The following is a 25,247-nucleotide window of genomic DNA, read 5'->3' on the forward strand; positions in this document are numbered from 1 at the left end:
CACAAAAATCCACCTATTCATCAGATAACCTGAAAAACGTGAATGGAGTCGTTTTTTTTCGTGATTAGATAGGCGTTTATTACACATTCCACTAATGTAATATCGTTCTATTTTGAAGTTTCATAGCACATAAAAAGAGCCTACTCATATGAGTTGGCTCTCCCCATTCCCTTGTACTCTATTTAACAATGAAAATCATTAATCTCCCTGATTAGTAATGAATCACTTTTACCATTTGTTGTACTAAATCCTTTTCCGTATGCTGAATTTCGTTTAGTTTATCGTTTAATTCAACATCATCAGTTTGCCACTTACCATTAGAAATTTGTAAAACTAATCCATCCTTTGTAACTAGTTTACTCCTTTCCGATAAGCGAACATTGCTACTTTGCAAATCACATAGTGCTGGAATACTCTCTATAACGACTTTATATATCGGGTTAATATGTTCTGCTCGCAAGCTCACACCACTTAATTTTTCTATTAATAGTTGCTCCTCATCCTCATAAGAAAATATCATTCTCTTCCCTGTTAATATAGTTGGGTATTTAACAAAATAATATTTCCAGTTTGTTGGATTCCATTTTTGTTCTTGAATTAAATTTCTCAATTTGTTCTCAACACTATCGTCTTCAATTGTTATTAATTTCTCTAGAAAATTTTCATAATGCACTTGTAAATTTGGATCGTAAGTCGTCCATATATATTCTTTTACTGCATCTCCCCCAAATATATACCGAGGTCCTAGATTTGTATAACCAATTTTATGCGCATAGTCTCCAATTGCTAGAAAAGCTCTTGAAACTAAAGATTGGTTTGTACTTAATAACTCTTGCATCACATCATACAATTTTTCAGGATATTTTTTAAAGATTGGTAGTACAACCATTAATGCACCTTTGAAGTATATATTATCCTCTAGCTTATATAACCACTCTTTCAAATCTGGTCTTTCAAGGATCAATTGAACTTTTTCTTGTTCATGTCTTAAACTAGCATCACTAATTTTTGAGAACATTTTTGGCGAAATATCTAAAAGCGATTCATACACTGTTTTTCCCGATTCCACTAAGTAATCAATGAAATCAAATATAGTAGGAATTGTATCATAGCGCATGTTTGACGTGAACTTTCCATCTTTTGCTTGTCTAATTCGATTGACTATATTCCGAACAATTCTTAATAATTCAATTGCATCATCTCTCTTATAAACTTTTGATTGGATGATCGCATATAAATAAATTCGTTCTGGCCATGTAAGGTTATCCTCTTCCACCAAAGCTTTAAAGTAATTTCTTTCATCTGTAAATAAATGAATTTGTTCGTGTATAGAAGAAAACTCGCTTTCAATCTGTTCTGCATCTTTCCATATCGTAAAGATGTCAAAGAGAAACGTAACACTTTCTTCCTCTTTATAAATGGTTTTCAATTCTTTAAAATTAGTATAATCTTTACTAAACGTATTAGGCGCAACTGTACCTATCCTTGAGATTTTGCTTGAAGAAATAAAATTAAATAATCTCAAAAATGGTTTATCTAATGTTTTCGAATCATCTAAATAAGGCCATAAGAAATCTGTCCATTCTTTATCTAATGTAAAAGAAAATTCTTTTGCCTTATCGTTATAACCTAGTACTTCTAATAGTTGTTCAAATTGCGCTCTAAAATTTTCAAAATCGCTTAAAGCTCGGCCGCGGGCATTCATTTTAATATATAATTCTTCACCTGATCCAATATTATTTAAATCTTTAAATGTGAAGAAAATTGGACATTCTTTTCCACATAATACTTCTAATAACCCATCCTCTACTTTATAAAACTCTTCATGAATTTTATCTAGCATTCGAAGCATACCTTCTACTGTAGGGTCAAACTTCCATTTATATTGATACCATTTTTGAGATTCAATCACTTTTGATAAAGGTTTATCATCATATTCAATTGAATTGCGAACTAAATAATATACAAAATCTTTAGCTGTTACCCTCGTTTCATAACTAAATTTTTCTAATATAGACTGCATATCACCACTTTCTTTCATATTCAAATACCAATGTAGCAAAAATAATGTGGTTAATCGTTGTTGACCATCTAGCGGCAGTAAACCCCTATTTCTTTCAATTGTTCCATATATAAAATCAAAATCTAAAGGTCTCCCTTCTAGTAAAGCTCCTTTCATATTTTCTATTAAATTTTCACGTACTAAAGTGGCTTTAGCATCCGTTCGTCCTTGCGCATAATCTCTCTGTATCATCGGAATTACTATTCCATATTTTTCAATTAATTGGGCAAATGTCATTATCAAAGCTGAACCACTCCTTTAGCTTGCAATATCAAATCACTGAATTCAGATTCAATTGCTCTTACATAAGCTTCACCATCTTCAAACGACCATAACTCATATTGCGTTACTTTATCGCTATAATACTTCATAAATGTATTACGAGTCGCTAAAGGAATATAAGCTCCTGATTTATCATAATCTATTAACCGTTTATATTTTACTGGATAGAAGTGATTGCTCAGACTACTATTTGTTCCTTGATCTAGTAATACTAAATTGTCTAAGCCATTGCTTTCACTTAAAAATTCACCTTTTGTTTCTTCCATTACCCTTTGAGAAATTCCATTAAATTTCTCTTCCGTCAACTCTTCTAATGAGACTGTTCTTAAATACTCTACGAGTGTTTTATAACGATCTAATCCTTCTAACAAGTTAATAGTTCCTTCTATCCAAACGCTCCACTGTTCCTTCGTATTTAATCCTTCTGTACTTTGAGCATGAATATGTTCTAAACTCCATTTACTTTCCAAGTAATATTCAAAAGGAAAATACGTATCGACATTCTTTTGCTTTAAAACAGTTAAAATGTTAAACAGTAATAACACTTTTCGGATTTCTGCTTTATCGTGATAATAATCAAGTTCCCTTAAATGAATAGATTCAATTTCTTTTGAAATCCTTTGTTTTAGTACGAGTTTAAAATGTTGTTTATCATCAATACTACTACTTCTATATAAATTAATATATTCAGTGATATTTTTATATTGAGTGAGATAACCTAACAAATGATAACATTCCCTATCTTCATACCATTCTTCAAGTAAAGCAAAATCCGCAATAATTTGGCGCCACACTGCTTGAATATCCTGTTCTTGTAATTTATAAAATGTATAATACGGATCTGGACTATGTGAACTTGCATGATTCGCCGCAATATCAAATAAAAATTCGATTCGATTTATGTAATTTTTCTTCTTGCCTAAAAATCTCCAAAAACGCTCATTTTGTAATCGATGCTCGATTTCATCCCATTGTGTTGAAATCATTGGTCTTTCATAAAAAGACGTTTTCAAAATTAAAGCAGCTTTTAATAACTCAGAATTCGTTAATTCAATCTTTCCACTATTTAATCGACTAAACACCTCACGTACTTCAACATCCTCTCCCACTTCATACCAAATTACTTTCACTTGTTCGCCTAGCATAATAGAAAATTTACTTTTAAAAGTACGCCCATTTTGGCGCTTTTGTTCAAACCATTCTTTTATAACTGTATAAGCCTCTTTAAAAAAGTGATAGTCAATATTTTTAATAGAAGTGTCTTCATTATAATTTTTAGCTATATTTTGAATAAACTCCGCACTATCTGGTCTTGTTGCATAAGTAATTGAAAAAGATTCTTCCTCTAAATATGCATGAATTAATGCAATTGTTGTTAAACGTTGTTGACCGTCTATTACTTCATAACCATCTTCATATTTTCGGATTACTAATGGCTGTAAACAATAAAACATATCTTCTTTTTGATTAAACTCCTTCATAAACTCTTCTAAATCATTTAATAAATTTTGAACTTGATTCTTCCCCCAGCGATAACCTCTTTGATACGAAGGAATAAAATACTGTTTATCTTCAACTAACTCATTGATGGACTTCAATTGAATATCTTCTATCATTACTTCACCTACCAACATAATTTTTCGAATCTTTCAAACAAGTAACTTTAAAATATATCTATCATTTTCATATGTGTTAAAATCACAAAATATCCCATATTTTCATTATACATTGAATAGAAAAAAAGATACTTTTTTATTTTGAAACGCCTAAATTAATTAGTATGTTCTTTCCTAAAAAACTCATAAAAAAGGAGTGGCTAAACCCACTCCTTTTAATGACCGATTCAAAAAATAATGAAACGACCTCAGCCCCATGGAAGATAGAACTAAAGCCGCTTAGGGTGTTTTTATTATTCCCCTTGTCTACTTGACGGGGGCGTGTTCACACTAGAAGATTGACTCTTTCCTTTATTTACTCCCCTGTTTCAGAAAATCGCTTTATACGTTCACCAATTTCATCACGAACACGTTGAAATTCGGACCACTCTTTTCCTGCTGGATCATCAAATCCCCAATGAACACGATGCACATCCGGCGGAGTAGATGGACAAACAGAATCCGCATGACTACAAAGCGTAACGACTAAATCAGCACGATTTAAAATATTTGCATCAATTATATCTGATGTTTGATTTGTTATGTCGATATTTACTTCGTTCATTGCTTTAATTGCGTTTGGATTTACTCCATGTGCTTCGATTCCTGCAGAATACACATTCCACTTATCTCCTAAATATTTCTTTCCCCATGCTTCTGCCATTTGGCTTCGGCATGAATTTCCTGTACATAAAAAGTAGATTGTCTTTTTGTTCTTCATGTTGTTTTCCACCTTTATTTTTAAATTTAGACTGATTGATCATTAAAATATTTACGTTTAAACCAAAAAGCAACGTTTACAAGTGCAATCATGACAGGTACTTCAACTAAAGGACCGATAACAGCTGCAAATGCTGCGCCCGAATGAATACCAAACACACCAACTGCTACAGCAATCGCTAACTCGAAATTATTGCTACCTGCTGTAAATGCTAATGTTGTAGTCACCGGATAGTTTGCACCAATCTTTCTTCCCATAAACAAAGAAACAAAAAACATTACAATAAAATAGATTAATAACGGAATCGCTATTCTTACAACATCTAATGGTACGCTAACAATCATTTCCCCTTTTAAGGAGAACATAACGATGATTGTAAATAGTAATGCGAGTAGTGTAAGTGGACTAATCTTAGGTATAAATACCTTTTCATACCACTGTCTCCCTTTTAGCTTAACTAGTACAAAGCGTGTCAACATACCTGCTATAAAAGGAATTCCTAAGTAGATACACACCGATTTTGCTACTTCTATCATTGTAATATCGACAATAGCACCTTCAATCCCCAACCATTCTGGAATTACTGTTACAAACACGTATGCATAAACGGAGAAAAATAACATTTGAAATACCGAGTTAAAAGCCACTAAACCTGCCGCATACTCTTTATCTCCATCAGCAAGGTCATTCCAAACAATTACCATTGCAATACAACGTGCTAACCCGATCATAATGAGTCCAACCATGTATTCTGGTTTATCAGGAAGAAAAATAATTGCTAAAACAAACATAAGTACCGGACCAATAATCCAGTTTTGTACTAAAGATAGCACTAACACTTTTACATCTTTAAATACTCGGCCCATTTCCTCGTAGCGAACCTTCGCCAATGGTGGATACATCATTACAATTAAACCAACAGCAAGCGGAATAGACGTCGTTCCAACCTGTAATGTATTCAGTCCGTCTACTACACTAGGGAACACAAACCCTAAACCAATCCCAACAGCCATCGCTAGAAAGATCCATAGTGTTAAATATCGGTCTAGAAAAGATAAACGTTTCATTTTATTTTCCATCTCCTATTAACAACAAGAATTTTTAGCCACTACGTTAGAAGTCGTACAACAAGATACCTCTTCTATTTTGTGAACATCACTATGTGCTTTTGTATAAAAGAATTCCCACTCGTTCCCATCAGGATCCGTTACCCAAAACTTATCTTGCACTGCATAGCAACAAGTCGTATCCATCTCATCACGCGCAAAGAAACCCTCTTTTTCTAATCTTTCTTTATGTAATACGATTTCTTCAGCTGTATCCACTTGGAAACCAAAATGATTTACCTGATTTCCCTTCACTTCATCTCGTACGTTCAGCGTGAAATTAAGTCCTGGCGTCTCTAATAAAAATTTTGCATAATCTGTTTTCACTTTAACGGGTGATACACCAAATACCTTTTCATAAAATTCAATAGACTTCTCTAAATTCGTAACGTTTATACCAACGTGAGCATATCTCATACCTTACTCCTCCTCTTTATATATCATTAATCAAATTTTTTTGATTAATAAATTAAAATTTTAACAGCAGCTACCTTTGCCTGTTTTTCTAAAGATACAGCACAATTCTTCTGATAATAAATTATTCACTTCCGCATCATTTAAATCATAATAACTCCACGTACCTTTTGTTTCTTTTACAATTAAACCTGCGTCTAATAAAATCTTTAAATGATAGGACAACTTAGATTGTGTCATTTCAAAAATCTCTGTTAAATCACATACACACGTCTGTCCCCGCTGACAAAGCTCATACATGATTTCTAGACGTTTCTGATCCGCCAACGCTTTAAACTTTTTCTCATATAACTGAAAATCTTGCGCCACTGTAGTTCACTTCCCTTCATCAACTTTTTTTGATGTTTATAGTATATACGTAGATGCGTTCTATATGCAACTTGTTAATCAAGTTTTTTTGATTTATCAAAAAAACTTCCTCGCATCATCACTTTGCTACAACTAAAAAAGACCATAGCCTTTTCAAAAATGAAAAACTATGGTTCTTTTTACAACTTAATAGTTACAACATTTCCGAGAAATGGAGTCTCTATAACTATTTTTAATTTGATCATTATAAAGTAGTGCCCCGTCACCCTCAATCTAAGAAAAACAAATACCCCAAAATGAGAAAAATCGATATAACTCTTGTTTTTGGTGCATATTCATAAAAAGCAGTCTAAATCCTTAAGTTGATGGTTGTGGGGCGGGACCCTAATAAGAACGGTATCTAATGAGTGGTGTTCGTTCCATTCCAAAGACCTCAGCCGACGATTAACTCAAGTACCGATTTCGGATAACCCCCATGTGATGAAGCTCGTGTCCTGCAATGCCGTACGCGAGGGCGCGCGCCGTAATGCTTAGGTTGTTGGCTGTGCCCTTGCGGATCCACGCCTCCGCTGGTAGCCCGCGCAGCAATGTAATCGTTGATTGCCGTACGGCCCGGTAGTCTTCGGCCAATTGCGCGGTTGTCCAGCTTCCGAAAGGAGGTATGAATAATTGCTGATCGAAACCGGTCAAAGGCGTCTGGTCCCCTCTTGCGAACCGGAGCAGGCGGTAGGTCATGACGCGTTCCGCGTCTGTAATGTGGCCCACAACTTCTTTCAGTGTCCATTTTCCTTCCGCATACCGATATGCGGCCTGGCTTTCGGTCAACGATGCCAGGAGTTCGGTCATTTGCTTTTCCTGAGCGAGCAAAATGTCGATGATGTTACCGTCTGGCACCAAACGGATATATTCGCCGGAGCTCCCAGCGTATTCTTCTTCTGACGGTCTTTGATTCATACGTAATCACCTCTTTATGTATATATAGAAAATTATAGCACTCGTCTATGTCTAATCAATTCGCGAAATGATAAAACTTCCCTTCTAATAATTGAGGATAAGCAACTATTTAGTCGGTCGCCACACTCTCCTGATTCGTTAGCACAATAAGCAATGCTAATCAATAATGCATAAAAATTAGAAGTTATACAATATTTCAAAGTTATGAATATATATTAGATTATTCCAAAACATACATAAATACATTTTGTCGAAACTATTAAAAAGGGAAATTTTCTCTAGCTGGAGAATTAATAATTGTTTTACCAATATGTAAACATCTCAATTTAAAACTAAAGGAGAACAAAATGGGAAAAATAATTGTATCGATGTACCTCTCACTAGATGGTGTCATGGAAGAACCAGCTTGGACTGCTCCATACTTCAATGAAGAAGTAGCAAAGTTTCAATCCAATTTACTGTTTGAAAGTGAAGCGCTTCTACTAGGGCGAGTAACCTATCAAGGTTTTGCAGCTGCCTGGCCTTCTATGACTGATGAAGAAGGTTTTGCTGATAAGATGAACAGCATTCCTAAATTTGTTGCTTCAACAACTTTAGAAAAAACCGAATGGAATGCAAATCTTATCAAGGATAATGTTATAGAAGAAATATCGAAACTGAAGGAACAGCCCGGTCAGAACCTTTTAATCTATGGCAGTGGTGATCTTACACAAACATTAATGCAACATGACCTCATTGATGAATATCACTTTATAGTCAATCCCGTTATCGTAGGAAGCGGAAAGCGTCTCTTTAAAGACCAGAGCAATACAAAAGCATTAAAACTTATAGAAACAAGAACGACCAGTTCAGGTGTCGTTATTCTTTCCTATCAGCCGGAGAAAAAAGAATAATTATTGATAAATGAAATAAACAAAAAAACTCATCAGAATAAATCCTGTTGAGTTTTTTCAAACAATGGACAAAACTTTTTTACATCCTGGCTCACTAGGATGTAACCATGAACCATTTCGCTCAACACGGTATTGTTAATTTTGATGCTGGGCAATTCTCTGTTGAATTGAAAAAAGTACCATATGATAACGAAAACTTTATAAATCAATACTTAAAGTTACAAATTCCAGATTATAAAACCATTTTAAAGATTTTTTATGGGAAGAACATATAATCTAATTAAACTAGTAGCTTTATTGTTATGTCATGGCTCAAAAAATCTTAAAAACTTCGATATTTCATTTTAATGTTTCACATTATTTTACATAAATGATATCAAATTTGATAGGGCAAGACAAGAATTCGTTCTTTTTTGAATCACTCACAAAAAACCAAGGTAAATCCAATCATTTTGTCGAGTTTTCCTTGGTTTTTAATTAATGAAAAATTTTATATCTCTACTGTTACTCATAAGAATTCAGGTCATTTTTTTCGTTTTGGGGTATTTGCTTTTCATAGCTTGATAGCGATGGTGTAGGACCCCAAACAGTACGATTTTATTTCAAAGACACAACGATCTTACTACACACTTTTTATTTATCCCACACTCTCATCTGCTAGTATTACTATTTTTTATTACTAATGTTGCCGTTTCACTCGGATGGCTAATAGGAAAATGATGGCCATATGGAACAAAATCAACCTTACCAAGATGCGATGGAGCAGAATAGGCTCTGTCATAATCCCCCCAAATCATGTGAAGATTATACTTTGTTACTTCATTGAAATCACCTTGATCGTTTTTCAGTAGTAAACTGTTAAGCTGAACCGTAGTATTTAAAATTCTAGGGGAAGTAAAACTTTTACTTATTTTTTCAATATAATGTTCAGGGATGCTCTCCGTACTTTCAAACAAACCATTACTTAATAAATAACGCCCTATCAAATTAGTAGTGGCCAATTTTAATGTCCATTTGTTCATAAATTGAGGAACATTTAGCGATTTAGCATTTTTTTTAACAACAGGTGGCTGAAGTAAAGTGATTGCATACTTCTTATCTATGTACTCTTGTACCAATGCTTCCAGAAGAATAAACGCACCGAATGAATGTCCAATTAGATGTGCACCATTCGTAGCTTTCTCCAATAACTTTTTCACTACATTCAAATAGATATCTAGAAGATTTTTCTCTCGTTTAAAAGGAGAACGTCCCAAACCTGGAAGATCCAAGATCCATACAGGTTGACCAGTTTTTTCATGAAGCTCTTGTGCTAAAGGAAATAAATCCTCTCCATCACTCAATAAACCATGTAATAAAATAAACGGTTGACCCTCTCCTTGTAATTGGTAAAGGGTATTGTTATCGCATAATGTTCGTTTAAATAAATGATTATGCTGGCCATTTTGATACATCATTCGATAATCCAGATCAGCTACTACGGCAGGGAAAAATTTCATTACACTCGTCTCCTTAAACCAATCTCCTCCCATAATTTTTTTCGCTGAAACATCTGAAAATTTTCGATTTGTAATAAAATTCAGTCCATCAGAAGGAATTTTTGTTATTTTACTTCCTCCACTATTCATAATTGCTTTCATAAATGGCATTGGAACAGAGATTTTTGGTGCCCTCATATTCATACTTTCCGACATAATACTTAATAATTCAGCAATGTTTTGATCGTGCTGTTTGTCTTCAACAAGTGTATATGTTTGAATAGTCGGTTGCTCCAATCTGAAAACCTGCACAATAAACTTCGCAAGCTCATCGTTTGAAATAAGTGGTAACCTATATCCCTTACCTCCAGGAATCACTGGCATGAGCCCTCTTCGCATACTCATCACAAGCAAACCTAATCCTGCTATCTGCTCTGTACTCCCTGTTTTACTACTACCGACTACAGTTGGCGGATTAATTACAGAAAGCGGATAACCTACTGTTGATGCCTGCTGACGGATATAAAGATCTGCTAAAAATTTTGTTCTCTCATATGGATTTTTTATTTTCAAATAATTGTTTCCTTCTTGAAACACATCAATTGCAATCTTGCTATTTTTATCATCAAAGGGACTCATATAACCTACAACATGAATAAATTGTTGCAAGCCCTTCAATTGATGAATACTTTTAGCTAATTCACTAATATGTTTGGCGCCATTTAAAAATATGGAAGCTGCTTCTTTACTTGTCGCTTGAATATCCATGGGGCCTCCTGCGTGAATAATCACATCCGTTTTCAATACCCTCTCCTTATCTTCAGCACTTAGACCTAAATCTATTTTCGTCAAATCACCTTCAATAAAGTGCATAACTTCCTTTTTTAAGATGCCTCTTTCTTGAAAAATGCGTATGGCTTTACTTTTCGACCTTACTAAAAGAAGAATTTTAACATCCTCTTTGGCTAATTCTTTCACTAATTGCTTTCCAATAAAGCCTGTTCCACCAGTTAAAAATACTGTTCTCATATAAAATCCCCCTTTAGTACTACTTAGTACTAATTTGATGTAAAAAAAAATGCTTCTTTTATCGAAGCAATTTTAAAAAATGATCTGCTGTTTTCGTGATTACAGTTGCATCTTTCAATGTTTCTGAAATAAATAACGCTCCTTCAAGATTTGTAATAAAAAGGGATGCAACCTCATCAATATGAATCGTATTTCTGAATTCTCCATTCTCTATCCCTTGTTTAAGTAATAGAGACATTTTCTTTTGTAATCCTGTAAAAAAAAGACCTATTTTTTCTTTTATTTGCGTGGCCTGTGTAGGACTTTGAATATAAAGAGTAATAAATGGACAGCTCCCCTTATACTCTCTCGATTGAACTCCTTGTGACAATTGCTTTAAAAACAGTTGGATACGATCTTCAACTAAAAATTGGTTCTGAGAAAGTACGTCATCAATTGCAGATTGATACATTTCAATCCAATAATCAACGACCCCTTCTAATAATACTTCCTTATTAGAAAAGTGATAATACACATTAGACTTTGAAACTTTGCTTACACGTACTAATTCATCCATACTTGTATAAGCAAACCCTTTTTCTAAAAATAATGTTGCAGCTACTTCAATCACACGTTTTTGATTCATTAATTTTACCTTTTTCATAATTAGAACTATATAGTACTATTTTAAATATTGCAAGTATTTATGTTAATTTTTAAAAAAGTTCCACTAACATTGATTTTACTGCAAAAAATCTTATTTTGAATAAAGTTGAACTGCCCCAAAACAAATAAATGAGCGACTTCTCAGAATAACTATCTGTAGAGAAAGAAAATTTTAATTTAGGAGATATGAAAGTATTAGCTTAATAGGTATGGAGTAGTACCTCTACAAACAAAACCCACCAGAAACATCTATATTCTGCCCCGTTACCCAGCGGCTATCAGAAGAAGCAAGAAATGCTACTGCATCTGCAATATCTTCAACTTGCCCGATTCGACCGAACACAGATGAATTAGTAGCAAAATTTCGTATTTCTGGATCATCTAGCAATTTCGCATTGATATCTGTCTTCGTATATCCAGGCATAATTGTATTCACAGTTATACCTCTTTCTCCAAGATGTTTAGCTAGAGGCAGTGTCATCGTATTTAATGCACCTTTACTTAAGCCGTATGCAATGGACCCTGTAAAACCAAGTCTTACTTCAGCTGATGAAATGTTAATAATGCGCCCTTCTGCTCGTAGTAACGGTAATGTTTGCTGAATTAAGAAGAACGGCGCCTTAATATTTACGGCCATAATTTCATCAAAAACTTCTTCTGTCGTATTTTCAATCGTCCCTTGTGTACCTATCCCTGCATTGTTTACTAAAATATCAATCTCTGAGGTACCAACTCTTATTTGTAATTCACTCTTTAATTGTTCTACTAGCTTTTTGACACCATCAATTGAATTGAGCTCGGCTTCAATTAAGAACGCTTTTCCTCCATTAGATTCAATCTCACTAATCGTTTCATCTGCAGCTGCCTTATTTCGGCCGTAGTGAATCGCAACTAATGCACCGTCGTTTGCCAATCTCATCGCAATGGCACGACCAATTCCGCGACTCGCCCCTGTTACTAACGCTACTTTTCTATCAAGATTCTTCATTTTTTCCATCCTTCCTAAATTTCTGTTTAATAAAACCTATACTTATATTTTTATTCAAACAGCAATATTTTTAAATATAGATTTATAGGTAATTTAACTTGTTCACTTATGATATTATAGTTATAGTTTGTGATTCACTTTAAAAAATAAAACAAGGAGGCTACACAATGCAAAATGCAGTAAAACTAGATGAAATCGACCATAAAATAATGAACTTGTTGTATGAAAATGCAAGAATTTCTGTTTCAGAAATAGGACGAATTATATCCATGACGCAACCTGCTGTAAAGGAGCGTATGAATAAACTTGAAGATCAAGGCGTTATAGCGGCTTACCGAACGAAATTTGAGCCTTCTAAAATTAATAAAAACATTCAAGCATTCATCATGTTTAAAACGAGCCAATGCTCTGATTTTATCCAATATTGTAATGCCGCTCCCGAAGTAACAGATTTATATCGAATTAGCGGGGAATTTAATTATATGATGAAGGTCATGAGCGATTCGATGGATTCTCTCGCTGCATTTTTAGACTCTTTAATGCAATTCGGCTTATCGTCTCCTTTAATTGTTTTAAAGAGTGAGTTTGAGGAGAAATTGTCGTTCTAATAAAGTGATAGGCACCAGCTTTCCAAAAAAGAAAAAGGAGTGGATCATCCACTCCTTTCAATCACCTATCCCTGATTTCTCTGCGCCTCTCTAAACTCCTCCTTCACCTTCTCTAACAACCCTTCTTCCGTAATTAATCGATACGCCGTATTTGCTAATGCTTTTGCGGATGTAATTAATGCTTTATCCCCTAATTCTGAACGTGCTGCTTCTCTAAATTCATTCGTATGTGCAATTAAATCATCTGGGCCGATTTTAATGTACGGATGAATGGTCGGTACGACTTGGCTAACGTTTCCTGCATCGGTTGAACCAATACCAAATCTTTCTTTACGATTTACGTCTTCCCCGAGTAATTCTAGTTCTTCAGCTACGACGTCGTTATATGTTTTTGTTACGAGTAGTTCATCGATTTCATTTTGGAATTGATGGATTTTTACTTTTGTGCCTGTTGCTAGTGCTGCCCCTTGTGCGATATTTTTTACTTTTTCTGTTACTTCCGCACATCTTTTTCTCGTTGCAGCACGGATAAAGAATCTTGCTGCGGCGTAGTCAGGAATAATGTTAGGTGCTTTTCCTCCTTCTGTAATCACGCCATGAATTTTCACGTCTGACGGAAGTTGTTGGCGAAGTGCGTTAATACTGTTGTACAGCTGAATCACCGCATCTAATGCGTTAATTCCTTCTTCAGGTGAAGCTGCAGCATGAGCTGTTTTTCCGTAAAAATGAAAATCAAGTGGATCGACTGCTAGTGAAGGACTCGTTGTTGCTGTTTTTCCGCTCGGATGAATCATAAGCGCTGCATCAATATTTTTAAATAAGCCTGCCTTTACATAACTCGATTTTGCGCTACCGTTCGGTCCTCCTTCTTCAGCTGGTGTTCCGAACACGACAACTTCCCCGCCAATTTCTTCAAGCGTTTCTGATAACGCGATTGCTGCTGCAACGCTAATGGTGCCAATTAAATTGTGACCACACGCATGACCAAGTCCTGGTAAAGCGTCATACTCAGCTAAAAATGCGATTGCTGGTCCTTGTTTTCCTGAACTTTTTCGCGCAATAAATCCCGTTTCATGTCCAGCTATATTGTGTTGCAACTGAAATCCTGCACTACCTAGTAATAAACTTAACGTTCTAGATGCATAAAACTCTTGATTACCGATCTCCGGATTCGCATGAATATCATGACTTGTTTCTATGTACTTTTCCTTATTTCTTTCGATACTCTCTTCAATTGTTTTTCTTTGTGACGCTACTCCTGTCGCTCCCATTTTTCTTCCTCCTTTTATTTTCACGTAAAAAAGCCTCTTTCTAAAAGATAGAAAGAGGCTTCTGTATATACAGTCAAAATGAGCTTCTTTCTTATCTTTCAAGTTACCTTGCTGGAATTGGCACAGTATTCATAACGAATCCGCTGCCGAGGTATCATAGGGCCAGTCCCTCCACCTCTCGTGATAAGAATTTTCATAAAATTATATTAAATTACATTCATTCTAAGTTCATTTCAAATAAAAGTCAAGGAATTCCTATCCGAATTTACCGAATATCTAAAAATCCTTTTAATACACCAATTGTCTCAGGTGCTTGCAGTCTTGCACATACGTACGGAAATTCCGTACTGCCTTCAAATATCATTTGAGATGTGAGCGGTGCGCCTGCCCAGAAGATTTCATCATCAATTACGATAAACGGGAAAGCTTTATTTTGTCTTTGTAACTTTACATTTTTCAGTGGAACTGGTCCGTCACTATACACTGTTATCTGTGCATTTGTACGCATTAACGCTTGCCATACTCGCTTATCCACTTGTTTTGTACTTGGAAGCGAAATAATAATTTTTCGTTTTGCTGCTAAAATATCTTTTAATAGCCCTTTCGTTTCCTCAAGATTCATTTCCATAAACCAGCGTAATCGTTTCGATATTTTTCGTTCCCACAATTGTCTTGATGTCGTGCGATCATACACATCTCCGTGACGTTCTATATGAGCTGTTAATTGTGATAACGCTTGTTTTCTTGAAAGATTTTTACGCATATAATGGCAATCTGATAATTGAATGAACTTTCCTCTCGCTCTTGTCACTGCTACATTGACGAGGCGATGGTTTTTATGGTCAAAGAATAATACGCCAGGTCGTTCTTGCGGATAACTATCTACTGTATCAAAAATCATCATATCTCTTTCAGATCCTTGGAACTTATGAACTGTCGCTGCTAAAACAGGTATGTTTTGGTATTTCGTTCTCTGTAACATTTCTCTAATACACGTTGATAAAAAGCGAGACTGCGCTCTGTAAGGCGTCACAACACCAATGGATTGCACACCGTCTAACAGTCCAATTAACATCATTTGCATTGCTACTAAACCAGACATAATGTTAAAACGAGATCCTGAAGCAGCATCTTTTAACGAAAAAGCTCCCATTTGGCTCGTATCAAATAAAACACTTGCTTCATTTGCGAACGGCTGCAATTGCGCAAGTTCTTTACGTTCTGAAACAGACGGATGGTCGTATACTCTATTTTTATAAATAAACGAGTTTGTAAACTTAGATATATCCGCATGCATACGTCTTTGTTCCTGCAGCATAAACAGGTTCGGATGTGCTTCTGATTTATTAACAGACTCCACAATCCCAGCATGGTAAAACATATCTTCGCCAAGCCATTTGCGAACGAGTTCATGGTTTGCCATCGCAATTGGAGGTAACTGTAAAAAGTCACCACAAACGACGATACGTTTTCCAAGTGAAGCAGCTAATGCAATTTGCGGAACATATGCCATACTCACTTCATCTACGACAACTAAATCAAATGTACGCTCATAAATAAGTGAATCAATAGCACATTTCGATAAAGTTGCGCCGATTACTTTCGCATTTTCAATGTATTCTTTTTCTACTTCTTTAATTTTCGCTTTTTGCTTTCGAAGGTCACTTTCAATCTCTTGTATACGCTTCTTATCAGCAGATGTCGCTTTATATGATAAAATCTTTTCACGAAGATCTTGTCGTGTCTCTTCTAAATAGAGTCTCTCCTCACCCCAAGACCCGTTCGTCGTTTCAACTAACTTCGACGCAAGTAACGTTTCATGATTTCGTATATGTTCGTGTTGACTATAACCGTAACGAACAATTTCACCAGGCGTCCATTTCTTTTTCTTTTCAATTTGCTTTGTTACTTCACTCATTAATACGTCCACTGCTGCGTTACTATGAGCTAACACAAGTACCGACTTTCCTTTTTGATAATGAGCCGAAATAATACGTGATAAATTGTAAGACTTCCCTGTTCCAGGTGGTCCCCATACGTACGTTGTCGGATTATAAAACGAGCGATACGCCAATTCATTTTTCGGATTTTTCATCTTCTCCATATGTTTCGGACTACTCGTCCCATCAATAAGACGTTTTATACGATTACGTTTCAGCTTATCTTTACGTGCTTCCTTTAACCTCTCTTGTAGTTGCTCTAAAAGCTGCCACGGTTCGCTGTATAAAACAGCTTCTCGTATTTCACCTTGTATATAATCATTTAATTTCAGTTCTATTTCTAATCCATGTACAGATAATACTTCCCCTGTCGCTTCCTCACCATCGAACTCAATTCGAATCGGTGAACCTTCAGGCAAGCTTACTTCCGAAATAAGCTGAAATACATATACTGTACTTTCATAATCTGTATATAAAAAACGACCGTTCATGATAGAAATTTTACTACCACCTATCGTTTTCCAATGTTTAATTTCATATGCTAATGCATAATGCCACTCTTTCATCGTTTCCGATAATAAAGGAGTTTGAGTAGGTGTATTCATCGTATAATCTCCTTCCTTCTCCCCAAACATACTTTCTCACTATACCATATAACACGCTAAAATTTGTAAGGTTTTTATCTTGCTTATTTTCTTAATTTTCAATAACATATTGTATATAATTTTCAGAAAGAAGGAATCTACATGCCAGTTAGAAGAATCGAACACGTTGGACTTATGGTTGCAAACCTAGAAACATCTATCGCATTTTATGAAGAAGTAGTTGGCTTACAACTCATTAAGAGAATGGGACACCCGAATCCAGACTTAAAACTCGCTTTTTTAGGTGTGGAAGAATCAAAAGAAACGATACTCGAATTAATTGAAGGCTACAACTCTTCCCTTCCGGCAGAAGGAAAAGTACATCACATTTGCTTTAAAGTGGATTCATTAGAGGATGAAATTGAAAGACTAAAGAAACATGCAGTAACCTTCTTACTAGGAGAAGAAATCGAAACATTACCGGATGGAACACGTTACATATTCTTCGCGGGTCCTGATAGAGAGTGGATTGAGTTTTTTGAGACGGAGAGATAATAGGTTGTTCTCTCTTCTCTCCTATTTCTTTTCTTAATGGGGTAGCGCCACATCGCTATCAAGCTAAGCTCATACAACATCAATCATAGTAGAGGTTGTTTCTTTTTTCTAAAGGCAACCGTGTAGGAAATGGAGACCCCCTATTTATCGATCAATATCAATGGTTAATTAAAAAGATGACTTCACTAATTATAAGTTTTTAATAAACTAGAAAAAAATAACAAAATATAATAATAATATGTTAAATAGCTCTTAATCTACTTGTAATGAATTATTTTAAATTTAGCCCTTATCGTATTACCTTATTGAATAACACTTCTAATAAATTAATCTGAAAGGTCGTTCTTAAGTTATAAAAACTAGTTTTCAGATTTTGTGTAAACAAAAGGAAATAAGATCCATTTTATGGACCCTTTTTCCTTTTGTTATTTTAACTTAGTGTAATCTATATTGTCCTGTTAACTGCTCTTCAGCCATTCGAACTAAGCGTTTTGTAATTTCTCCACCGACAGATCCATTTGCACGTGACGATGTATCAGGTCCTAGTGTGACTCCTAATTCACGGGCAATTTCATACTTCATTTGCTCAATAGCACTTGCTGCAGCTGAAATAAGAATTTGATTTGTATTACTTTCGTGTCTTTGAATATTCATAATTGCACCTCCACTATATTTGTATATAACCTGTGCTTAATTATGATATTTATACGTAAGTAAAATATTTTCTTCTATCGTTTGTTTATAAAAATCTATTCGTTTAATAATATTTTTCACGTCTCCAATACGTATATCACCATCATGATGATACTCAATAACAAACCCCATATCTGGTGAATATATCCACGTATCAAAAATAACAGCTGTAACATCATATATTACTTTTAAAACTTGATGTAAATTTGTTTTAATTACTGGTACTCTGGCATTATCCCAAATAATATATACGGTCTGAGAGTATGTTCCAAAAAAGTTCTGTAGATATAATTTTATTTCATCCTCATTATATAAACCACCATAGTTTTCAATGTTGGACCAATCTACTCTCCCCCCATTGTGTAATAGGAAATGCATTTTCAAAGTTTTTTACTATCATTTTCCCTTGAAGCAATTGACAGTAATGTAAGTTATATTACTCATCACAAAAAGTATTTTAGTAAGTTATATGAATATGACATTAACCTCTGGATCATTGCAATGCTTATATTTTGCATTTTTACTGCGCTTTCTGTTCTTATACTCAAGTTACCCGATTATAAGAAAAATAAAAGCACTCCTATAAAAAAATATAGTCAAACAAATCGGCAAAAAAAAGCAAAGAGAAGGCGGCGAAAATAATTATTTTTTATGTTAGGGTTTTTACGTTGGTACCCCTTAATGTAAAATTGAAATAAAGCCGTACCGTTTATAAAAAAGTTGAATCAAAATGTTATTATGTCAGTTTTCCTTCTTCCGCTAACTGGCAGTTTGATTTAATAAACGATGTTATAATTTAAATCAATTGGGGGATAGATTTGAAAAAGGAATTTATTGTTCTTTTATGCTTGTTAATTTTCAGCTTGTTAATAGCATATTATTTTTATCAAAAAAATCAAAATGAAGAATTCGTTAGATGGGGCGATAGTATACATACTGTTAACACTGAAATATTAAAAGAGAATGATATTGAATACAAAATTGAAAACGATAAAGTTTATATTCCAAAAAGCTCTCTTAGAAAAGCAACATTTTGTTGTTCCTAATAAAAATACAGAGTTAAGTTATAATTCTAGTGTTTGATTTAAAAAATGTTTTAGACTGTAGAAAAAAGTATTAACCTATTAAAAAATAGTTGTAGAAAGAAAAGGTGTTTTCTATATGTGAAAACACCTTTTCTTTCTGTAACCCCATTTATAGTATCCATTTTCCTAGTGGGAATTTTCCGAATGTGTAAGTTTGAAAACATCACGCTCTGGAATGTGTTTATATAGCATGTTTTCTTCTTTGACAAGAATATCATAGGAATGATAGTCGTGTTCAATCGACCCGCCAAAATCTCTAATGTCAATTATTCCGACGAGCATCTTATTTCCGAATTTAAATGAAACTTTTTCACCTAATTGGAACTTCATTGGTTGAAGATTTTTATCTTTTTCACAATACATGAGTTTCACTCCTAACATTTTTTAAGCCAAGGCACCAACAGCATTTAAAGAAAACACACTAAGCAAAAAATAAAATAAACTATCCATTTGGACTGCTCATTTACATAATTTCCGTTATAAAAACTTATAAAAAAAGATCGTTCTCTTTTTTATAAGTTTTTAATATCCTTTAACTTCTTTATCAGTAGGCAAAACAATCGCAGCTATTATATAAATTACTAATATTATTCCGCCAGTAAAAAAGAATGATAATGCAGTTACTATTCGAAGGATACTAACATCAATTCCAAATTTATCACTTAAGCCACCTAGTACACCTGATATTTGTTTATCTTGAGTGGATTTATATAATTTTTTCATTTAGTTCTCCCCTTTATTATAATAATTAAAATATATATGGATCTATGAAGGAATAAGTTAAACAAAAAGAATCATATAAACAATTAAAATGTTTGTTGTTTATATTCCTTTATGCATATAAATAATAAAATTGTTCCTGCTATATTAGACACAATGCTACTTCCTAATAGTACAGCCCAGACAATGTTCTTAACGTTCATTGTAAAAGTCAACATAAGAAAGCACATTCCAATTGAGATAAACAGGAAACCTAAATTTTTATCCATAATTTCACACCTTTATTTTCTATATATTACCATTTCAAAAGAAGGATATGTTGTGTCATTTTGATGAATAAGAATTTCATCATTAGTTAACATAACGTCCTATTATCAGTAGCAATGAAAAAAGGGATTCCTTATTCACAAAAGTAATCCCCTTTTTTATTTTCCATAAAGCTATTCATCTTTTTATGCATTCCTATTATGGCGCGGTTTTGGGTTTCGCATTTGTTACTGAATGAACCGAATAACTGTATAAAGTCTTGCATCCTCTTAGCTTTTTTTCCAAAAATGCTGGCGGTAACCCTTTTATATTAAAAATAAAAATAGATACTACTTGGTCCTCTCCCTGTCAAGTAGACAGTCATAAAAAGAGTATTATGCCACGGCCTCTTCCCGATATTCTATCAGGAAAAGGCCGTGAAGTTTTTCTTGGAACCTTTCTGTATTATAGAATTGAATGTATTCTTGAATTGTTTAATAAGCCATTTCATATGTTTTTGGGCGAACTAAATACAACTTCTCTGTTTTTAAATGTGAGAAGAATGATTCAATATATGCATTATCAAAACAGTTTCCACGTCTAGAATGACTACCCACAAATCCTAATCTTTCTAACTGCTTTGCGTAAGATTTTGATGTATATTGAAACCCTTGATCTGAATGTAAAAGTGGCTTAGTAGATAAGGATATTCTCTCTTCTAATCAAAGACGAACTGCTTCTCGCTTTAGTTCTTCTGTATATTTTTGAAATGATTGTCCCTTTCTTTCCATAAATAAATCCCCACCAGATAAAATAGTATTGAGTCCATCATATCAGATGGACTCTTTTTTTACTGTCTACGTATAGGGGATAATACCACTAGAGTGCCATTTATATGGACAGCTCATCGGCATTCTTCTCTGTTCTTCTACGATGTTTCAAATGCGCCAGTTTCTGCTTGAGAAGAAAAAACAGGAGCTGAGTGAATACAAAGCAATTTATATGATTAAAGATTACTTTCCGTCATTGTTTCAAGCGATAGCTGTTGGCACAGAAGAACTTTTAAAAATTCTGCATCGCCTTTATCAGCTGTACAAAAAGAACGCTCATAAATGTCATAGACATAAGAAAATGACCGTCTTTGAAATTCTAGGGATTGTGTATAAAACGACGGTGAATCATAGACAAACTGACTAGCGAAAAAATCGCGTTTTAATAGGCTTCTTTAGCATGCCTACTTTTTTTATCACTTTCTAGTTTTGAAACAAGGATCAAATCGTACCTAGTAATTTATCTAGTTAGCTTGATGGGCATGCGTCAGTACCCCGATTAAAAAATATAAATAATTACACAAAAACAGATAGATTTAGTTAATTTTACATTTTTTTCTTTTTTTTAAAAATTAAATAAAAAAAGGATGAAATTAGAATTTTTTTGTATAATTTTAGTAAATACAGAAAGTTTCATGTCTTATTTTAAGGAAAGGAGGACATTTCCCTTATGAATATTGATTTATTTCTACAAGTATTTCTAATGATATTGTTAATTTTAAGTGCTTTATCTAAATTTTTAACTATACAAGAATTTCAAGCAACAATTCACGGACTTGGGTTTGGACAATATCTTTCTAAATTTTTAGCTATCATAGTTCCTACAGGTGAATTCATAATTGCTTTATCCCTAGCTTTTAGCAGCTTAGTTTTTAGCGGATTAATTTCTTTAATATTACTACTCTTAATATTCCTTTTTGTTACAATATACGCACTATATACTAAGAAGAAAATTAAATGTAATTGTTTTGGTGGATTAACAAATGAGGAATTTGGTATGAATACTATAGTTCATATTTTGCTTTTTTTCCTTTTAGATACATATCTTCTCTTAAACGCACCCTCTAAAAACATCTTAGATTATCCTCTAAATGACTTAATTAACACTAGTTTCTCATCAATTGGCATAGTAATGCTATATGTTTTAGGATCAACCTTTTATGATTATAAAAAAGCTTTAAAAACTAATAAAATTTAGGGAGAGACTTAACTATGTTCATGCTTTCGTATTTCCTCCTTTGGGCTATAGTAATTTTGTTATCACTTATTCTAGTAACTATACTGCGTAGATCCAAACCTAAACCATTAGCTTTAGATTTGGATGATCTTGGTCTCTCTTATGGGACCACTGTACCTAATTTAAAATTACAAACGGTAACTAATAAGACAATTGAACTTTTGCATCCTAAAAGATCCGGAACTGTAGTAGTTGTATTATCAACTGACTGTGGTGCATGTACTAACGTTTATTCTGCATTAGAATCTTATATGTCTAAATACTCAGACATTCCGGTCATTACTTTAATCGAAGGAAATAAGCCTGACATTTTAGCTAAAATGTCCCACTTAAATATAGAGGTACCAACAATACAATTAACTCCTGAATATATAGATTTTTTTAAAGTTAGCTTATTTCCTTTTGCCTATTTTATTTCACCTAGTGGTGAAGTTACTGCTAAAGGTGGCGTTCCAGCTGGCTTAAAACATTTAGAACTTTTAACGCACATTGGTCGAACAAATATTAAGAAAAGAGTTTCATAAAAGAAAATTGATATCTTTAGCACTGTCTTTTATAAGTAGCCAATGAAAGGAGGTGAAGTACAAATGCTAGATCAAGATTGGTTATGTTATAAGTATTGTAAAAATCGTTGTTCAAATGGAAAATATGAAGAATATAGCCGTTGCCGATTAGTAAATGACCGTGGCGACATCCTTGATGACAAAACTACTTATTATGGATGTAAATGTTAATTAAAAAATTTTAACTTAACTTTCTATGAAAAACATAAAACATCTCTATTATGTTCTATCAAACTTTGTATAAAGGACCTAATTGAAAGGGAGTGTAGTAAATGTTAAATCAAGATTGGTTATGTTATAAGTATTGTAAAAGTCGTTGTTCAAATGGAAAATATGAAGAATATAGTCGTTGTCGCTTAGTAAACGACCGTGGTGATATTCTTGACGATAAAACTACTTATTATGGATGTAAGTGCTAGTACAAGATTTAGTCACTAAGCATCACTTCAATTAAAAGGATGGGGAATCCCCATCCTTTTAACTATTATTCAAAATGAGGTGTTTTAAATGAATGATTTACATAAAGCTTATATATATATTTGGAAAAACGAAAAAAATTGGTTGATATTTTCGATATTGAATAATATTATCCGAGGGATTTTCCCCGCACTAACGGTATGGATAACCGAAAGATTAATAAATTCTATTACATTGTTAATCCAAGAAAAGGCAGGAAATTATCTTATCCCTTTATTTTGGTTGTGTATTCAATTTATGTTAATGGTTTTGACATCTCTTACACAAAAAGGGCAGGAATATATGGATCGGAAGTCTGAGGAAAAATTAGAATTATCATTACAAGAAAATATTTTAAGAAAAACTACTTCTGTTCCTTTAAGTTATTTTGATATTCCCGAATTCTATAATAAACTAACTCGTACCAACAGTAATCTTGGAGGGAAATTTTTAAGTCCGCTACGAAACGTAATGTCCATTGTTAAAGATTTTATAACTATAAGTAGCCTTATTATTTATCTCTTTTCAATTCATTGGAGTTTAAGTGTGATAAGCTTATGTGCTGCGATTCCAATATTGTTAATTGAAGCAAAGCTTGGTAAACAACAATATCTATTGTTTCATGATCAGACACCACTTTCACGTGAAATTTACTATATTACCTTTATACTTAAGCAACGAAACTTTTCAAAAGAAATACGTATTTTTTCATTGGGAGATTATTTTATAAAAAAATGGGTAAATAGACGTACAAAAATATTAAAAGAATCTTTAAGTTTATTACGTAAAAGTCAAATATTCTCTGTTAGCTTAGATGCATTTTCAGCTTTATTTTATTTTTTAGCCTCATTTATAATTATATATCTCATTCAAAATAATTCACTTACAATTGGGCAATTTGTAGCAGTTGGAGGGGCTGTTCAAGGGGCTCAAACTGCTATAAATAATATCGCTAAAAGTATGGCTGAGCTGAAAAGGGAATCTTTGTACATTGGAGATTATTTTAGTTTTATGAATTACAATCACCCAAGTGTTTTAGATTATAAAGGGACAAACCCTTTCCCGAGTGTATTAAATACAGGAATTTCATTTGATAAAGTAAGCTTCAATTATATGAATAGTAGTAAACAAGTGTTAAAAGATATATCATTACAGATTTCTCCTGGTGAAAAAGTAGCAATAGTCGGTGAAAATGGTTCAGGTAAAACAACCTTTGTTAAATGTTTAATGGGGCTCTATCCAACCACGACAGGAGCAATATATTTTGATGACTTAAATATTAATGAAATTTCTAAAGAGGACTTGTTTAAACATATTACTGTACTATTCCAAGACTATATAAAATATTCTTATACAGCTAAAGATAATATATATTTTGGAAATGTATTAAAAGAAGAAAACCTTAACGACATAAAAGATGTTGCCCAAAAAGCCGATTCGCATGAATTTATTGAAAAATTAGATAAAGGATATAACACTTTTTTAGGAAAGGCTATAAGTGAGGGGGAAGATCTTTCAGGAGGACAATGGCAAAAGATTGCATTAGCACGTTCTCTCTACCGAGATAGTGAAATTTTTATTTTAGATGAACCAACTGCAGCCTTAGATCCTCGAGCGGAACTAGAAATATTCAAAAAATTCGAAGAAATAACTAAAAATAAAACAACAATATATATTTCTCATAGAATGGCTTCAGCCAAAATTGCAGACCGAATTATCGTTTTTAAACAAGGAGAGATTATTGAGACTGGGACCCATGATGAACTTATGAGCTTAGAAAAGGAATATTATCGATTATATACAATGCAATCTGATTGGTATAATTCAAAGAAAAATGAAAAATCATTGGTGTAGAAACATTCC

General features: G+C 33.5%; 24 protein-coding genes, 4 pseudogenes and 1 riboswitch. Of the genes and pseudogenes, 11 read left to right on the forward strand and 17 right to left on the reverse strand.

Going from position 1 to position 25,247, the window contains the following annotated elements; translation table 11 throughout:
- Positions 1–211: 211 nt before the first annotated feature.
- From ACTFNE_RS09305 to ACTFNE_RS09335, 7 genes are all read right to left on the reverse strand, one after another.
- Positions 212–2,299, reverse strand: a complete 2,088-nt coding sequence (locus tag ACTFNE_RS09305; protein WP_270706124.1) for a DUF262 domain-containing protein — start codon at positions 2,297–2,299, stop codon at positions 212–214.
- A 2-nt stretch (positions 2,300–2,301) separates the two neighbouring features.
- Positions 2,302–3,960, reverse strand: coding sequence for a DUF262 domain-containing protein (locus ACTFNE_RS09310; protein WP_270706102.1), 1,659 nt, complete (start codon positions 3,958–3,960; stop codon positions 2,302–2,304).
- Positions 3,961–4,315: 355 nt separating this feature from the next.
- Positions 4,316–4,720, reverse strand: a complete 405-nt coding sequence (gene arsC / locus ACTFNE_RS09315) for an arsenate reductase (thioredoxin) (RefSeq protein ID WP_270706101.1) — start codon at positions 4,718–4,720, stop codon at positions 4,316–4,318.
- Between the two features lie 26 nt (positions 4,721–4,746).
- Positions 4,747–5,787, reverse strand: coding sequence for an ACR3 family arsenite efflux transporter (gene arsB / locus ACTFNE_RS09320; protein ID WP_270706100.1), 1,041 nt, complete (start codon positions 5,785–5,787; stop codon positions 4,747–4,749).
- Positions 5,788–5,805: 18 nt separating this feature from the next.
- Positions 5,806–6,243 (reverse strand): ArsI/CadI family heavy metal resistance metalloenzyme, encoded by a 438-nt coding sequence (locus tag ACTFNE_RS09325; RefSeq protein WP_046199561.1) that lies wholly within the window; start codon positions 6,241–6,243, stop codon positions 5,806–5,808.
- A 60-nt stretch (positions 6,244–6,303) separates the two neighbouring features.
- Positions 6,304–6,609: an arsenical resistance operon transcriptional regulator ArsR gene (gene arsR, locus ACTFNE_RS09330; RefSeq protein ID WP_000046014.1), complete on the reverse strand. Its 306-nt coding sequence runs from the start codon at positions 6,607–6,609 to the stop codon at positions 6,304–6,306.
- A gap of 444 nt (positions 6,610–7,053) precedes the next feature.
- Complete coding sequence (locus ACTFNE_RS09335; protein WP_046199562.1) at positions 7,054–7,563, reverse strand: DinB family protein; 510 nt, start codon at positions 7,561–7,563, stop codon at positions 7,054–7,056.
- A gap of 347 nt (positions 7,564–7,910) precedes the next feature.
- Here ACTFNE_RS09335 and ACTFNE_RS09340 point away from each other — a divergent pair, with 347 nt between their 5' ends.
- Positions 7,911–8,456, forward strand: a complete 546-nt coding sequence (locus tag ACTFNE_RS09340) for a dihydrofolate reductase family protein (protein WP_046199563.1) — start codon at positions 7,911–7,913, stop codon at positions 8,454–8,456.
- A gap of 107 nt (positions 8,457–8,563) precedes the next feature.
- Positions 8,564–8,731, forward strand: a complete 168-nt coding sequence (locus ACTFNE_RS09345) for a hypothetical protein (RefSeq protein ID WP_001015238.1) — start codon at positions 8,564–8,566, stop codon at positions 8,729–8,731.
- A gap of 375 nt (positions 8,732–9,106) precedes the next feature.
- On the opposite strand, the gene ACTFNE_RS09350 is transcribed toward ACTFNE_RS09345, so the two are convergent.
- The 3 genes from ACTFNE_RS09350 to ACTFNE_RS09360 all read right to left on the reverse strand — a co-directional run bounded on the left by ACTFNE_RS09350 (position 9,107) and on the right by ACTFNE_RS09360 (position 12,596).
- The gene (locus ACTFNE_RS09350) at positions 9,107–10,963 is read right to left on the reverse strand and encodes an alpha/beta fold hydrolase (protein ID WP_046199564.1); all 1,857 of its coding nucleotides are present in this window, start codon (positions 10,961–10,963) and stop codon (positions 9,107–9,109) included.
- A 58-nt stretch (positions 10,964–11,021) separates the two neighbouring features.
- On the reverse strand, positions 11,022–11,588 hold the full coding sequence (locus tag ACTFNE_RS09355) for a TetR/AcrR family transcriptional regulator (protein WP_046199565.1): 567 nt from the start codon (positions 11,586–11,588) through the stop codon (positions 11,022–11,024).
- Between the two features lie 243 nt (positions 11,589–11,831).
- Positions 11,832–12,596: an SDR family oxidoreductase gene (locus ACTFNE_RS09360; protein WP_046199566.1), complete on the reverse strand. Its 765-nt coding sequence runs from the start codon at positions 12,594–12,596 to the stop codon at positions 11,832–11,834.
- Between the two features lie 167 nt (positions 12,597–12,763).
- Here ACTFNE_RS09360 and ACTFNE_RS09365 point away from each other — a divergent pair, with 167 nt between their 5' ends.
- Positions 12,764–13,204 (forward strand): Lrp/AsnC family transcriptional regulator, encoded by a 441-nt coding sequence (locus tag ACTFNE_RS09365; protein WP_001178573.1) that lies wholly within the window; start codon positions 12,764–12,766, stop codon positions 13,202–13,204.
- Positions 13,205–13,269: 65 nt separating this feature from the next.
- Here ACTFNE_RS09365 and ACTFNE_RS09370 read toward each other — a convergent pair whose 3' ends face one another.
- Together ACTFNE_RS09370 and ACTFNE_RS09375 are read right to left on the reverse strand one after the other, a co-directional pair.
- A complete protein-coding gene (locus tag ACTFNE_RS09370) occupies positions 13,270–14,475 on the reverse strand; it encodes a M20 family metallopeptidase (protein WP_000501354.1) in 1,206 nt (401 codons plus the stop codon).
- A gap of 88 nt (positions 14,476–14,563) precedes the next feature.
- Positions 14,564–14,665, reverse strand: a riboswitch (SAM riboswitch).
- A 75-nt stretch (positions 14,666–14,740) separates the two neighbouring features.
- Positions 14,741–17,050 (reverse strand): AAA domain-containing protein, encoded by a 2,310-nt coding sequence (locus ACTFNE_RS09375; protein WP_046199567.1) that lies wholly within the window; start codon positions 17,048–17,050, stop codon positions 14,741–14,743.
- A gap of 111 nt (positions 17,051–17,161) precedes the next feature.
- Here ACTFNE_RS09375 and ACTFNE_RS09380 point away from each other — a divergent pair, with 111 nt between their 5' ends.
- Positions 17,162–17,554, forward strand: coding sequence for a VOC family protein (locus tag ACTFNE_RS09380; RefSeq protein ID WP_046199568.1), 393 nt, complete (start codon positions 17,162–17,164; stop codon positions 17,552–17,554).
- A 435-nt stretch (positions 17,555–17,989) separates the two neighbouring features.
- On the opposite strand, the gene ACTFNE_RS09385 is transcribed toward ACTFNE_RS09380, so the two are convergent.
- Positions 17,990–18,208 carry an alpha/beta-type small acid-soluble spore protein gene (locus ACTFNE_RS09385; protein ID WP_001025759.1) on the reverse strand — a complete coding sequence of 73 codons (219 nt, stop codon included), beginning with the start codon at positions 18,206–18,208 and terminating at the stop codon, positions 17,990–17,992.
- Between the two features lie 102 nt (positions 18,209–18,310).
- Positions 18,311–18,656 (reverse strand): annotated as a pseudogene (locus tag ACTFNE_RS09390) (CDI toxin immunity protein); the annotation flags it as partial.
- On the opposite strand from ACTFNE_RS09390, the pseudogene ACTFNE_RS09395 reads away from it, so the two are divergent.
- Positions 18,650–18,889: pseudogene (locus tag ACTFNE_RS09395) on the forward strand (hypothetical protein); the annotation flags it as partial. The pseudogenes ACTFNE_RS09390 and ACTFNE_RS09395 sit on opposite strands and share 7 nt — an antisense overlap.
- 176 nt (positions 18,890–19,065) lie before the next feature.
- Positions 19,066–19,293 carry a hypothetical protein gene (locus ACTFNE_RS09400; RefSeq protein ID WP_046199569.1) on the forward strand — a complete coding sequence of 76 codons (228 nt, stop codon included), beginning with the start codon at positions 19,066–19,068 and terminating at the stop codon, positions 19,291–19,293.
- A 165-nt stretch (positions 19,294–19,458) separates the two neighbouring features.
- On the opposite strand, the gene ACTFNE_RS09405 is transcribed toward ACTFNE_RS09400, so the two are convergent.
- The 3 genes and pseudogenes from ACTFNE_RS09405 to ACTFNE_RS09415 form a co-directional block, all read right to left on the reverse strand.
- Complete coding sequence (locus tag ACTFNE_RS09405; protein WP_046199570.1) at positions 19,459–19,695, reverse strand: hypothetical protein; 237 nt, start codon at positions 19,693–19,695, stop codon at positions 19,459–19,461.
- Positions 19,696–19,854: 159 nt separating this feature from the next.
- A complete protein-coding gene (locus ACTFNE_RS09410; protein ID WP_046199571.1) occupies positions 19,855–20,055 on the reverse strand; it encodes a PspC domain-containing protein in 201 nt (66 codons plus the stop codon).
- 638 nt (positions 20,056–20,693) lie between these two features.
- Positions 20,694–21,005 (reverse strand): annotated as a pseudogene (locus ACTFNE_RS09415) (transposase); the annotation flags it as partial.
- Between the two features lie 172 nt (positions 21,006–21,177).
- Here ACTFNE_RS09415 and ACTFNE_RS09420 point away from each other — a divergent pair.
- The 5 genes and pseudogenes from ACTFNE_RS09420 to ACTFNE_RS09440 all read left to right on the forward strand — a co-directional run.
- Positions 21,178–21,495: pseudogene (locus ACTFNE_RS09420) on the forward strand (IS4 family transposase); the annotation flags it as partial.
- A 303-nt stretch (positions 21,496–21,798) separates the two neighbouring features.
- On the forward strand, positions 21,799–22,326 hold the full coding sequence (locus tag ACTFNE_RS09425; RefSeq protein ID WP_046199573.1) for a MauE/DoxX family redox-associated membrane protein: 528 nt from the start codon (positions 21,799–21,801) through the stop codon (positions 22,324–22,326).
- A 14-nt stretch (positions 22,327–22,340) separates the two neighbouring features.
- Positions 22,341–22,889 (forward strand): TlpA family protein disulfide reductase, encoded by a 549-nt coding sequence (locus tag ACTFNE_RS09430; protein ID WP_046199574.1) that lies wholly within the window; start codon positions 22,341–22,343, stop codon positions 22,887–22,889.
- A 42-nt stretch (positions 22,890–22,931) separates the two neighbouring features.
- The gene (locus ACTFNE_RS09435) at positions 22,932–23,099 is read left to right on the forward strand and encodes a hypothetical protein (protein WP_270706099.1); all 168 of its coding nucleotides are present in this window, start codon (positions 22,932–22,934) and stop codon (positions 23,097–23,099) included.
- 336 nt (positions 23,100–23,435) lie between these two features.
- Positions 23,436–25,238, forward strand: a complete 1,803-nt coding sequence (locus ACTFNE_RS09440; RefSeq protein WP_046199575.1) for an ABC transporter ATP-binding protein — start codon at positions 23,436–23,438, stop codon at positions 25,236–25,238.
- Positions 25,239–25,247 lie beyond the last annotated feature (9 nt).

Source organism: Bacillus cereus group sp. MYBKT111-2, assembly GCF_051915205.1.
Classification (GTDB): Bacteria; Bacillota; Bacilli; order Bacillales; family Bacillaceae_G; genus Bacillus_A; species Bacillus_A paranthracis.